Source organism: Propioniciclava sp. (assembly GCF_029977985.1).
In the GTDB taxonomy this organism is placed as follows: Bacteria; Actinomycetota; Actinomycetes; order Propionibacteriales; family Propionibacteriaceae; genus Propioniciclava.
This window is the reverse complement of the sequence record NZ_JARKOT010000208.1, coordinates 1-11,699: the sequence shown is the minus strand read 5'-3', so window position 1 is coordinate 11,699 and position 11,699 is coordinate 1. Positions and strand designations below refer to the sequence as shown.

12 protein-coding genes are annotated in these 11,699 nt (G+C 69.7%); 5 read left to right on the top strand and 7 right to left on the bottom strand.

What is annotated here, in order from left to right; genetic code table 11:
• Window positions 1-14 precede the first annotated feature (14 nt).
• The gene (locus Q1K57_RS12170) at window positions 15-311 is read right to left on the bottom strand and encodes a GNAT family N-acetyltransferase (protein WP_300083023.1); all 297 of its coding nucleotides are present in this window, start codon (window positions 309-311) and stop codon (window positions 15-17) included.
• Between the two features lie 103 nt (window positions 312-414).
• Between Q1K57_RS12170 and Q1K57_RS12165 the strand changes: the two genes are divergently transcribed.
• Window positions 415-1,356, top strand: a complete 942-nt coding sequence (locus Q1K57_RS12165; RefSeq protein WP_300083020.1) for a nitronate monooxygenase family protein — start codon at window positions 415-417, stop codon at window positions 1,354-1,356.
• Between the two features lie 162 nt (window positions 1,357-1,518).
• Complete coding sequence (locus Q1K57_RS12160; RefSeq protein ID WP_300083017.1) at window positions 1,519-2,286, top strand: tyrosine-protein phosphatase; 768 nt, start codon at window positions 1,519-1,521, stop codon at window positions 2,284-2,286.
• 50 nt (window positions 2,287-2,336) lie between these two features.
• On the opposite strand, the gene Q1K57_RS12155 is transcribed toward Q1K57_RS12160, so the two are convergent.
• From Q1K57_RS12155 to Q1K57_RS12140, 4 genes are read right to left on the bottom strand one after another with little or no spacing between them, the layout of a single operon-like run.
• Window positions 2,337-2,480, bottom strand: coding sequence for a hypothetical protein (locus tag Q1K57_RS12155; RefSeq protein ID WP_300083014.1), 144 nt, complete (start codon window positions 2,478-2,480; stop codon window positions 2,337-2,339).
• Entirely contained in the window at window positions 2,474-3,121 is a 648-nt protein-coding gene (locus Q1K57_RS12150) for a tyrosine-protein phosphatase (protein WP_300083011.1), read from the bottom strand. The genes Q1K57_RS12155 and Q1K57_RS12150 overlap by 7 nt, the downstream gene beginning before the upstream one ends.
• Window positions 3,118-3,783 (bottom strand): response regulator transcription factor, encoded by a 666-nt coding sequence (locus Q1K57_RS12145; RefSeq protein WP_300083008.1) that lies wholly within the window; start codon window positions 3,781-3,783, stop codon window positions 3,118-3,120. Before Q1K57_RS12145 ends, Q1K57_RS12150 begins: the two co-directional genes overlap by 4 nt.
• Window positions 3,780-5,009 carry a sensor histidine kinase gene (locus tag Q1K57_RS12140; protein WP_300083005.1) on the bottom strand — a complete coding sequence of 410 codons (1,230 nt, stop codon included), beginning with the start codon at window positions 5,007-5,009 and terminating at the stop codon, window positions 3,780-3,782. The genes Q1K57_RS12145 and Q1K57_RS12140 overlap by 4 nt, the downstream gene beginning before the upstream one ends.
• A gap of 145 nt (window positions 5,010-5,154) precedes the next feature.
• Here Q1K57_RS12140 and Q1K57_RS12135 point away from each other — a divergent pair, with 145 nt between their 5' ends.
• The 3 genes from Q1K57_RS12135 to Q1K57_RS12125 all read left to right on the top strand — a co-directional run bounded on the left by Q1K57_RS12135 (window position 5,155) and on the right by Q1K57_RS12125 (window position 8,539).
• Window positions 5,155-5,460, top strand: a complete 306-nt coding sequence (locus tag Q1K57_RS12135) for an SHOCT domain-containing protein (protein ID WP_300083002.1) — start codon at window positions 5,155-5,157, stop codon at window positions 5,458-5,460.
• A 44-nt stretch (window positions 5,461-5,504) separates the two neighbouring features.
• Window positions 5,505-5,720: a hypothetical protein gene (locus Q1K57_RS12130; protein ID WP_300082999.1), complete on the top strand. Its 216-nt coding sequence runs from the start codon at window positions 5,505-5,507 to the stop codon at window positions 5,718-5,720.
• Between the two features lie 212 nt (window positions 5,721-5,932).
• Window positions 5,933-8,539 (top strand): sucrose phosphorylase, encoded by a 2,607-nt coding sequence (locus Q1K57_RS12125; protein ID WP_300082996.1) that lies wholly within the window; start codon window positions 5,933-5,935, stop codon window positions 8,537-8,539.
• A gap of 3 nt (window positions 8,540-8,542) precedes the next feature.
• Here the strand turns inward: Q1K57_RS12125 and Q1K57_RS12120 are convergent, their stop codons facing one another.
• Complete coding sequence (locus Q1K57_RS12120; RefSeq protein WP_300082990.1) at window positions 8,543-9,544, bottom strand: DNA topoisomerase IB; 1,002 nt, start codon at window positions 9,542-9,544, stop codon at window positions 8,543-8,545.
• Between the two features lie 136 nt (window positions 9,545-9,680).
• Window positions 9,681-11,699 (bottom strand): MDR family MFS transporter (locus Q1K57_RS12115; protein ID WP_300082987.1); only part of this gene is annotated, 2,019 nt, incomplete at its 5' end.

The following is an 11,699-nucleotide window of genomic DNA, read 5'->3' as shown; positions in this document are numbered from 1 at the left end:
GCTTTCCGCCTCGGTCACGCTTCATCGCCGGGGCGGTAGCGAAGGTCGTCGTACTCGGGGTGGCGGCCCATCCAGGCCGACACGAACGGGCAGGTCGGCAGCACCTGCATGCCCTGCGCGCGCACGTGGTCGAGTGTCGCGCGGACCAGCTGGCTCCCGATGCCCTGGCCCTCGTAGGCGGGGTCCACCTCCGTGTGCGTGAACACGATGAGCCGCGCGGTCTCCTGGTAGGCGGCCCACCCGATCACCCGGCGGCCTTCGCGCACCTCGAATCGCTCCCGTTCCGGATTGTCGATGACCTCGATCGCCATGCCCACCCCCTTGAAACGCCCCCGCTCGCGTGTGGGCAGCCTATCGAGCCCGCCCGGCGGGCTGCACGACGTCCGGACGCCGCAGGCGTGCGACACTGCCCCCATGGCCCTGCCCGCACCGCTGCTCGGACGCCTCCGCCTCCCCGTCGTCGCCGCGCCCATGTTCCTGGTGTCCGGCCCAGAGCTCGTGGTGGCCTGCTGCCGGGCCGGGGTGCTGGGGAGTTTCCCGGCGTTGAACCAGCGATCCACGGCCGGTTTCGTCGCGTGGCTCAAGGAAATCGGTGCCGCCCTGGGGTCGGACGACGCCCCGTTCGCGGTGAACCTCATCGTGCACCGGTCCAACGCGCGGCTCGAGGCCGATCTGGCGGCCATCGTGGCACACCGGGTGCCCGTGGTGATCACGTCGCTGGGGGCGGTGTCGACGGTGGTCGAGGCCGTGCACGGCTACGGCGGCGTCGTCTTCCACGACGTCACCACCGCGCGGCACGCACGCAAGGCCGCGGACGCCGGCGTCGACGGCCTCATCTTGGTGGCGGCCGGGGCGGGCGGGCATGCCGGGACGTTGAGCCCGTTCGCCCTGGTGGCCGAGGTTCGGCGGTTCTTCTCCGGCACGGTGCTGTTGGCAGGCGCGCTGACGACGGGCGCCGACGTGCTCGCCGCGCAGGTTCTCGGCGCCGACCTCGCCTACCTCGGCACCCGGTTCGCGGCCACGCGCGAGTCGCTGGCGTCGGACGGCTATCGGCAGATGATGACCGAGGCCACGGCGTCCGACATCGTCTACACCGCCGGGGTGAGCACGGTGGGCGCGAACTTCCTGCGGATGTCACTGGAGGCGGCGGGGCTCGATCCCGATCGCCTGCCCGCCCCGGATCGGCCCGACTTGACGCACCTCACGAATCCCACCGAGACCGACGCCAAGGCCTGGCGGGACATCTGGTCCGCGGGGCATGGCGTGGGTTCCATCCACGACATCCCCTCGGTCGCCGATCTCGTGAACCGCTTGACAACGGAGTACGCGGCTGCGAAGGCGTCCGTGGCCTCCTGACCCCACCGCGAGACCCGCGGATTGCGCGGCGAGCCCGGTGGTTTGCGCGGCGAGCCCGGTGGTTTGCGCCGAGAGCCCCGGCGGTTTGCGCGGCGAGCCCGGTGGTCTGCGCCGATAGCCCCGGCGGTTTGCACCGAAAGCCCACCTCCTAGGGTTGGATTCATGACCCTCCACATCGACGGCATGCTCAACCTGCGCGATCTCGGCGGGACGCCCACGGGGGACGGACGCAGGATCCGGACTGGCCGGCTGTGGCGCTCGGAGAACCAGACAGGGCTGGGGGCGTCCGCGTTGCAGGCGATGGTCGACGCAGGACTGACCGACGTGATCGACCTGCGCACCGATTTCGAAGTGAAGGGATCACCCTCGCCGTTCGCGGAGCGCCAGGGCATCGCCTACCACCACCTGAGCTTCTTCCCCGAGGCGGAGGACGATGACGCCGAGATTCTGGAAGACGCCCTGCCGTGGATGAAGGACCAGCCGGCCCCCGACGCCGACAGCGGCAATGCCGACGCCGACGATTACCTGAGCTTCCTGCGGGATCGCCCCGATTCGGTGCTCGCCGCGCTGCGAGCCCTCGCCCAGGCGGAGGGTGCTGCCCTCGTGCACTGCGCGGTCGGGCGCGACCGGACCGGTTTCACCGTCGCGCTGGCGCTCGCGCTCGTCGGCGTGCCCGACGAACCCATCGTGGACGACTACGTCGCCACCGCGGAGCACATCGAGCCGCTCGTGTGGAAACTCTGGTCCGACCCGACGTATGCGGCGGAAAAGGGCGACATGTCCAAGATGGATCTCCTCCCCGAGCGCGCCACCATGGCAACGGCACTGGAGCATGTGCGCCGCCAGTGGGGCTCCGCCGAGAACCTCCTGCGCACGCTGGGTTGGACGGATGCCGACCAGGAAGCCCTGCGTTCTCACCTGTTGGATTGAGGCGTTCCGGAGCCCCGGGGTCCGGGAATCCACAGCGGGTCGCTGGGTTGTCAGGAAAGCAGGTGCGCCCGGAGGGCGGCTTGGTCGGAGGGCGTCCAGCCCAGCCGGCTCAGGACCCCCTCGACGCCGCCGGGCTGGGCGTGCAGACAGGCCAGCAGGGCCAGCATGGTGTGTTCGTCGGTGTGGATCACCATCGTGGACGCCTCGTCCTCGTCGATGCGTACGCCTCGTCGGACCACAACGCGCGGAGCACTCCCTCCAAGTGCCGCGAGGTCTCCGCATAGTCGGCGGCGATGGCCTCGTCGGGAGCACCGACGAGCGCGAGCGCCAGCGCGACGGTGAACCCGGTTCGGTCGCGCCCCACCGCGCAGTGCACCAACGCCGCCCCCGACGCCCCGGCCACCGCCCGCAGCGCGGCCAGCACGGAATCCGGTCGCAACGCCAAGAACAGGAGGTAGGAGTTCGCCCCGTCGTCGGTCGTCTGGGTGCCGAAGTCGTCCCCGCCCAACCACGGCACGGCGGCGTGGAGCACGTCGGCGTGCGCATCGATTTCCTCCAGGAAGTACGAGTGCTGGTGGTAAACGACCTCCGGTTCGTCGACGAACGGTGACGGCGACGCTGCACACTCGTACGACGTGCGCAGGTCGACCACGTCGGTGAGCCCTGAGGCGATCATCGCGCGGCGGGAGTCCGCAGAGAGGCCTGTCTGGTTCTCCGAACGCCACAGCCGTCCGGGCTGGATCCTGCCTCCGTCCGCCGTCGGCGTCCCGCCGAGATCGCGCAGGTTCGACATCCCGTCGATCCGCAGCCCCATGAGCGCCAGCCTAGGGGTCATGCCAGTCCCGAACGGTACGCGATGACCACCAGTTGGGCGCGGTCGCGCGCCCCGAGCTTGAGCAGGATGTGGCTCACGTGCGTGCGCGCCGTCGCCTTCGAGATGAACAGCCGCTCGGCCAGTTCGTCGTTGTTGAGCCCCTGTGCGATCAGTTCGAGCACTTCTCGCTCCCTCTCGGTCAGGTCCTCCAGGCCCGGCTGCGGCCCGGACGCCGCCGGAGCACGCTTCGCGCCGGCGAATTGGGCGATCACGCGCTGCGTCACAGTCGGTGACAGCAGGCTCTCCCCGGACGCCGCCGCGCGAACGGCGCGCAGGATGTCGTCGGGGTCCGCATCCTTCACGATGAAGCCGGAGGCTCCCGCCTCGAGCGCTGCGAACACGTACTCGTCGAGTTCGAACGTGGTGAGCATGACGACCCGCGTGCCCGCCAGTTCGGGGTCGGCCGAGATGGTGCGCAACGCGCTCAGCCCGTCCACCCCGGGCATGCGGATGTCCATGAGCACCACGTCGGGATGGAGCGCTCGCGCGGACGCCACGGCCTCCGCCCCGTCGCCCGCTTCGCCAGCCACCACGAGCCCGGACTCGGACGCCACCAGTGCCCGCAGTCCCATCCGCACGAGCGCCTGGTCGTCGACGATCAGGACACTGACGGCTCCGCTCACGACGCGCCTCCACCCGGCTGGAACGGCAGCCAGCCCTCGACGACGAAGCCCTCCGCGGTCGGGCCTGCCGACAGCGACCCGCCCAGTGCCTCCGCGCGCTGCCGCATCCCGGTCAGGCCGCCCCCTTCGACGACGTCTCCGGCCGGACGCCCGTCGTCGGCGATGCGGACGCCGAGGGCATCCGGATGCCGCGTGAGCGCGACCCGAACCCGCCTTCCGGGCGCGTGCCGGACTGCGTTGGTCAGCGACTCCTGCACGATCCGATACGCGGCGGCCTGGGTGGCTGCGCTGATCCCTGCGGCGGCTGGGACGGGGGCGAGCGCGACGTCGACGCCGCCTGCCCGCACCTCGTCGACGAGGGCCCCGAGCGAGGCCAAGGTAGGCGTGGGAGCGAGCGGCGCACCGCTCGCCTCCCTGGCCACGGACGGGTCGGGTTGGCCGGCTGGCGGCATCGAATCCTCCTCACGGAACACGCCCAGCGCCGCACGCAGTTCGGCGAGGGACTCCTTGCTGGAGGATCGGATGGCCTCCAGCGATGTGCGGGCCTGCGCCGGGTCTGCGTCCAGGACTCGCAACGCAACTGCCGATTGCAGCGAGATCATCGACAGCGAGTGGCCCACGATGTCGTGGATGTCGCGCACGACGCGCAGGCGTTCCTCGTACGCGGCCCGCCGCACAGCCTCCTCCTGTTCGGCACGCACGGTGCGCCGTCGGGCCATGCCCAGCGCCACGAGAGCGGTCGGGGCAAGCATCCATGTGGTGGCGCTCGCCAGCGCCCACCCCAACTGCCAGTCGGTGAGACCGAGGGCGGGGGCGTCCCACCAGCCCGACCAGAGCGCCAGCGGCAGACCGAGGAACCACGGCCACGCCCGGGAGAGCGGGACGCGGCGGACGAGCCCGACGGATGCGAAGATGCCCGGAACCACCAGCGCGAGGGAGGGGCCGCCGGCTGCCCCGTAGGCGATCATGGCGGCCAGCGTGATCCCGAAGCCCCAGCGAGGCCGCCAGACGAGCAGGAGCAGGCCGGCCAGCACACCGGCGATCGCCAGCGCGGCCGGCACAGTGAGGGCGCGCTGCGCAGCCTCGCGCATCATCGTTCCGTCCTCGCGCATCCAAGGACCCACGCGCACGCGCGCGGTGCCGTCGCTGTAGACCCACGCGGCATTGAGCACGGCGGCAGACGCGACCATGCCGGCCACCGTCCGGAACCATCCGCGAGCGCTCATGGACGCGAGCCTACGAGGCGGCGACGACCTCCCGCGTCGGTCCCGCTGCGTAACCGCCGGTACGTCAACTGACGTATCTGGCACCGCTCCCGCTTCATCGCCCGGGCCGATGGCCGCGAGGCCGCCGCCGCGTTGGATGGTGCCCATGAACGCAACCCTCATCGGCCACATGGACACCTTCTCCCTCTTCGGCCACCACATGACCGTGGTCTGGTGGCCCGGCCTCTTCGCTCTCATCGCCGTCCTCGTCCTGCTGCGCGTCCTGCGTCGCCGCGGGCGCATCGGGCCGGTCCGGTTCGCCCCGCGCCGCGGGGACGACGCCGCACAGCCCACTGCGGAGGACGCCGCCCTCACCCTTCTCAAGCAGCGCCTCGCCAAGGGCGACATCACGCCCGAGGAGTACTTGCACCGCTCCAGCGTCCTGCGCACCGATCCGCCAGCCGCCCACTGAGCGCCGCTCCGCGCCCGCATCCACCCACCACAAGGAGTTCCGTCATGTTGTTCTTCGCCCTGTTCGTCTTCGTCCTCGCCCTCTCCCAAGTGGGCCGCATCGGCCCGTTCGTCTGGGACGGCCCCCGCCCGGGCGCGCCCACGCCGAACGCCGCACCGGCAGCTTCCGACCCCGCGGCGATCCTCGCCCGGCGGCTCGCCGACGGCGAGTTGAGCCCGGAGGAGTACCTCGAACGACTCAGCCTCATCAACGAGCGTTGATCTCTGTCCCGTTGACGCTCCAGGCCGGCTGGGACTCCCCGGCCGGCCTGGCAGTGCGCGCGACCTGTGCCCGCGGCAACTGGTTGCACGCTCGATTGCCCAGAAGTCGCCGGAAGTGGGGGAGCGGCCGTTACCATCATCATGCTCGGTTCCTGCTCAACACGGCACTACACCACGTTCTGTTAAACGTTTGACACATCCAAGGAGGACACGTGCCCGAGATCCCCACCATCGACGACGTCTCCACAGTTCCGACCGGCGACATGCCCGGCGACAAGGTGCACATCACCGACTCGCACGTGCGCGGCGCGCAGGCGATCTTCGGAGAACTGTGGGAGCAGTTGACGCCCCTGCTTGCCGACGGCGGCAAGGCGGTCGTCGCGGTGCACGGCGGCTCGGGGGTCGGCAAGTCCGAGACAGGCTCGCTGCTGGCGGCCTACCTCAACCACAACGGCGTCGGCGCTTACATCATGTCGGGCGACAACTACCCGCGGCGTATCCCGGCCGCCAACGACGCCGAGCGCCTCCGCATCTTCCGCTCGGCCGGACTGAAGGGTCTCGTCGCGGCGAACCAGTACGACGCCTCCGTGCGCGAGGTGCTGAACACGCTGCAGGCGGCCGGCCAGGATGCCGACTCCGGCCGCGTCGCCGAGTTCGGCTGGCTCGCCACGTACATCCGGGCCGGGCGCCGCGCGCTGGCCGACTACTTGGGCTCGGCCAACGAGATCGATTTCGACGAGGTCAACCGCATCGTCGCCGCCTTCAAGGCCGGCGAGCCCACGCTCACCCTGAAGCGGATGGGCCGCAGCGAGGGTGAGCTCTGGTACGACAACGTCGATGTGCGCGACACGCGCGTCCTCGTCGTCGAGTGGACGCACGGCAACTCCGACAACCTCGCCGGCGTCGACATTCCGATCCTGCTGAACAGCACCCCTGAGGAGACGCTGGCGCACCGTCGGTCCCGCGCCCGGGACGGCGCGGTCGACAGCCCGTTCACGTCGCTCGTGCTCAGCATCGAGCAGGGGATGCTGCATGCTCAGTCTCCCAAGGCGAAGATCATCCTCGCCAAGTCGGGCGAACTGATCGACCACGCCGCCTACGCCCGCCGGATGGGCGGCGACGGTCCGGACGCCGGGCCCATGCTCAACGTGTATCCCGACAGCCTCGGCGGCACCCTGGGCGACATCGTCGACTTCCTCGGGCAACCCGAACTGCGCGACGTGTTCAGTTCCATGTACATCCTGCCGAGCGTCTTCAACTCCGATCTCGATCGCGGCTTCTCGGTCGTCAGCTACGACCTCAACGACCTCTATGCCGCGCCGGAGGACATCGAGGGCCTCGCGGATCTGGGCATCGAGACGAAGTTCGACTTCATCCTCAACCACGCCTCCGTGCTCTCGCCCCAGTTCCAGGACATCCTGGCCAAGGGTGCGGCGTCGGAATACGCCGACTTCTTCATCGACTGGAACGCCTTCTGGGCGGGCCACGGCGAGATGACCGACGAGGGCTACGTGCAGCCCGACCCCGAGCTCATCAAGGACATGTTCTTCCGCAAGCCCGGTTTGCCGATCCTGATGGTCCGCATGCCCGACGGGACCGAGAAGCCCTACTGGAACACCTTCTACCAGGAGGTGCGGTACCCCGAGCTCGACGCCCAGGCGATCATGAAGGCGACGGGGCTGCAGTACACGTCGGCCGATCTCCTCGCCTCGCGGGTCAACGCCACCATCGCGAGCGGCGGGCGTCCGGCCGAGGCCGACTTCGCACCCCTCCAGGATGCCAGGGACGCGGTGGTCGAGCTGTACGAATCGCAGCGCACCTACCTCGGCCAGATGGACCTCAACATCAAGTCGCCCAAGGTGTGGGACTTCTACGCCGACACGATCAAGCGCCTCGCGGGCTACGGGGCGAAGATCGTGCGGTTGGACGCCTTCGCCTACGCCCCGAAGGAGCCGGGCGAGAAGAACTTCCTCAACGACCCGGGCACCTGGGACCTGCTCGACCAGGTGAAGGGGCTGGCCGACCGCCACGGTGTCTCGCTGTTGCCGGAGATCCACAGCCGGTACGAGGAGCGGATCCACGAGACCATCGCCGAGAAGGGGTTCATGACCTATGACTTCTTCCTCCCCGGTCTGCTGATCGACGCCCTCGACCGCGGCGATGCCACCGTCCTGCGTCAGTGGATCGGCGACATCATCGCCAAGGGCATCGTGACCGTGAACATGCTCGGCTGCCACGACGGCATCCCGCTGCTCGACCTCAAGGGCCTGCTCACCGACGACCAGATCGACGCCGTCATCGAGCGTGTGAAGGGCCGCGGCGGCTACGTGAAGGACCTGCACGGCGAGAAGAAGATGTACTACCAGGTGAACGCCACCTACCACAGCGCGCTCGGCGCCGTGGACGAGCGGCTCCTGTTCGCCCGGGCGGTGCAGATGTTCATGCCGGGCAAGCCGCAGGTGTGGTACCTCGACCTCTTCGCCGGCGAGAACAACCTCGCCGCCGTCGAGAAGGCCGGATCGGGTGGGCACAAGGAGATCAACCGCACCAACCTGTCGCTGGACGACATCCGCGAGGGCCTGACCAAGCCGGTCGTGAAGGACCAGCTCGAGCTGCTGCGCTTCCGCAAGACGTCGCCGGCGTTCGGGTTCGACGCGGTGTGCACCGTGGGGGACACCCCAGCCGACCAGCTGCAGATCACGTGGACCCGCGAGGGCCACACCGCCACCCTGGCGGCCGATCTGGCGACGGCGTCCTTCACGATCACCGAGCACGACGCCGACGGCACCCCCGGGTTCCACTACACCCAGTCGGTCTGAGCGTCACGACCCCAGCAGCGCCAGTACGGCCTTCTCCAGGCCGGACTGGCGCGCCTGGGGCGTCCGGTAGCGCTTGCGTGCCGCCTCGCCGATCGTCGTGCCGGACTCGTAGGCGTCGATGATGCGCGGGTCGATGTAGGACGCCCGCGCGACACTCGGCGTGTTCCCCAGGTAGCCGGCCACCTCGAGCGTCGCCTGCCGGACGGCGCGCTTACGGGACGTCTTCGTGTCGCCCGGCTCTTCGGACAACGCCAAGACCTCGGCGGCGATCACCGTCGCGTGCCACGTGCGGAAGTCCTTCGCGGTGAGCGAGCCGGCGAACAGGTCGGCGAGGTAAGCGTTCACGTCCGAGCTGGACAGGTCCCGCCACGCGTGGCCGTCTTTCCAGGCGAGCAGCCGATGGCTGTCGTCGCGGCGGGTGCGCATCGTGTTGAGCGCCGCGACGGCCGGCGCATCGTCGACGGAGATCGTGTGGCTGATCCCCGACTTCCCGACGAACGAGAACACGAGCGCCTGCTCGCGCCGGCGGACGTGCTGGCGTTCGAGCGTCGTCAGGCCGAAGGAGCCGTTGGCGTCGGTGTAGGCGTCGTTGCCGATCCGGAAGTAGCCCACGTCGAGCAGCCGGACCGCCGTCGCCGCGGCCCGCTCCCGCGGCATCCCATCCAGCGCGAGGTCGCGTCCGATGCGTCGGCGCGCCTGGGGCAGCATCGAGGCCGCCTCGGTCACCCGGGCGAACTTCGACCGGTCGCGCCGCGACCGCCAGTCGGGGTGGTAGAGGTACTGGCGGCGACCGGCGGCGTCCGTGCCGAGCGCCTGGAGGTGGCCGTTCGGGTAGGGGCAGATCCAGACGTCCGTCCAGGCGGGCGGGATGGCCAGCGCCTTGATGCGCGCCACCTCGTCGGGCGGCAGGGCCGCACCGGCGGCGTCCCGATAGCTGAAGCCCGTGCCGCTGCGGCGGCGGGTGTAACCCGCGATGCGGGGGCTGACGCGGCGGAGTCGGGCCATGCAGGGATGCTAGGGCGGGGCGTTCTTCCTTGTCAGCGGAATCTGGTGGCGCACCAATCTGACCGAGCTTTTCTGACATAGGAAATCGCGACACGTGCCGCGATTTCCTATGTCAAAAACGTGACCGCCCCCGCCCTCAAGCGTCCTCGGCGGCCGTGCCGGGGGCGTCGGCGTCCGGATCGCGGAACTCGGTGTCCTCCGACGCCCACCGCCGCCTCGCCATGTCGGCCACCAGAGCGGTGTCCAGCATGCCGACGGCGCGGGCGAGGGCGGCGTCGTCGATGCCGTTGGCGCTCAGGATGTGTGGCTTCGTGGGCGTCCCGATGGGGCGGTCGGCGATGCGGCGCGCCACGTCGTGGAGGCGCTCGGTGAGGGCGTCGCTCAGCATGTCCCGCTGCTTGCCGCGCTCGGACAGCTCCACCGCATAGCCCTCGTGGGCGTCGATGACGGCGGGATCCTCCGACTGGAGCATGGCCGTGGTCGAGTACATCAACTGCAGCCCTGCTTCCAGGTCGCCCGAGCCGAACTCGGTGACCGCTGCGCGGAGCAGCTCGTTCTCGGGCCGGTACACCTGCTCGGCGAGCAGCAGGATCCGCGCTGCGAGCATCCGCTCCTTGCTGCGCAGGTGGAACTCGCGCGGTGTGAGCAGCACCATCTCGGGGTTGGCCGGCGCCATCGCCGTGGACTCGAGGATCTCGCGGCCGGTCGTCTCGGGCGTCTGCAGCGAGTCGCGCAGCGGGATCGACCGGACCATCAGCGTCGCCACCAGCGCCACCACCGCCAGGGCCGGCAGCAACGAGTACACGTGGTGCATCGCATCGGCCAGGGACCGGTGCAGCACGTCGACGACCGCCGGGTGCAGCCCGGACAGCTGGCTGGGGTTGAGCACCGCGTTCGGGTCGAGCCCTTCGGCCGGCATGTTCGCGGACGCCTCGGGCGTCATGTGAGTCGCCAGCCCGGCCAGCAGTTGCTGGGTCATCATGGTGCCCGCCACCGCGGTGGCCAGCGTGTTGCCGATGTTGCGGAAGAACTGCAGGGACGCCGTCGCCGGGCCCAGGTCGCGGCGCTGGACGGCGTTCTGGACGGCGAGCGTGTAGATCTGGAACGACATGCCGATGCCCACGCCGAAGAGGAACGTGATCGCCGTGAGTTCGAGGGGCGTCGAGTTGGCGTCGAGCAGGAGCAGCAGCACGGTCGCGCTGAGGATGAGCATCGTTCCCGCCACGGCGAACACCTTGTAGCGTCCGGTGCGCGTGGTGAGCACTCCGATCACGATGCCGATGCCGAACACGGCGAGGTTCATCGGCATCAGGATGAGGCCGGACGCGGTCGCCGACACTCCCAGCACCCCCTGGGCGTAGACCGGGGTGTAGACGAGCAGCACGATGAGCGCGGTGTTGATGAAGAACGACGCCACCACCGACCAGGTGAAGATCGTGTTCCGGAACAGGTGCAGGGGCACGATCGGCTCGGCCGCCCGCCGCTCGATGAAGACGAACAGGGTCAAGACGCCGACGCCGACGGCCAACAGGGCGATGACGAGGGGATCTGTCCAGCCCATGGTGCCGCCGAACGTGATGCCGAGCAGAGCGGCCGTGACGCCGATGGTCATCGTCGAGATGCCCGCGTGATCGACCTTCCTCGGGAGCGACAACTCGGGCACGTGCAGGTGCTTCACGATCATGAACAGCGCGACCAGGCCGACGGGCAGGTTGATGTAGAACAGCCACCGCCACGTCGAGGCGTCCGTGATCGCGCCGCCGATGAGCGGCCCCGCCACCTGGGACGCCCCCATGACGGCGCCCATGTAGCCCTGGTACTTGCCGCGCTGGCGTGGCGGGATGATGTCGCCGAGGATCGTCTGGCTGAGCGGCATCAGGATGCCCATGCCGATCCCCTGGATGGCACGCGTCGTCACGAGCCAGGGGAAGTTCATGGCCAGGCCGCTCAGCACCGAGCCGCCCATGAACACGAGCAGGCCGAGGATGTAGAACCGGCGGCGTCCGAACATGTCGGCGAGCTTGCCGCTGATGGGCGTGACGATCGCGCTCACGAGCATGACGATCGTCGAGAGCCACGCGTAGTACTGCAGCCCGCCCAGGTCGGCGATGATGCGCGGGATGGCGGGGCTGATGATCGTCTGGCTGATCGACGA

What these genes read in the sequence shown, in the direction of transcription:
- Q1K57_RS12170 (WP_300083023.1), bottom strand. Translation starts at nt 311, where the DNA reads ATGGCGATCGAGGTCATCGACAATCCGGAACGGGAGCGATTCGAGGTG.
- Q1K57_RS12165 (WP_300083020.1), top strand. Translation starts at nt 415, where the DNA reads ATGGCCCTGCCCGCACCGCTGCTCGGACGCCTCCGCCTCCCCGTCGTC.
- Q1K57_RS12160 (WP_300083017.1), top strand. Translation starts at nt 1,519, where the DNA reads ATGACCCTCCACATCGACGGCATGCTCAACCTGCGCGATCTCGGCGGG.
- Q1K57_RS12155 (WP_300083014.1), bottom strand. Translation starts at nt 2,480, where the DNA reads ATGGTGATCCACACCGACGAACACACCATGCTGGCCCTGCTGGCCTGT.
- Q1K57_RS12150 (WP_300083011.1), bottom strand. Translation starts at nt 3,121, where the DNA reads ATGACCCCTAGGCTGGCGCTCATGGGGCTGCGGATCGACGGGATGTCG.
- Q1K57_RS12140 (WP_300083005.1), bottom strand. Translation starts at nt 5,009, where the DNA reads ATGAGCGCTCGCGGATGGTTCCGGACGGTGGCCGGCATGGTCGCGTCT.
- Q1K57_RS12135 (WP_300083002.1), top strand. Translation starts at nt 5,155, where the DNA reads ATGAACGCAACCCTCATCGGCCACATGGACACCTTCTCCCTCTTCGGC.
- Q1K57_RS12130 (WP_300082999.1), top strand. Translation starts at nt 5,505, where the DNA reads ATGTTGTTCTTCGCCCTGTTCGTCTTCGTCCTCGCCCTCTCCCAAGTG.
- Q1K57_RS12120 (WP_300082990.1), bottom strand. Translation starts at nt 9,544, where the DNA reads ATGGCCCGACTCCGCCGCGTCAGCCCCCGCATCGCGGGTTACACCCGC.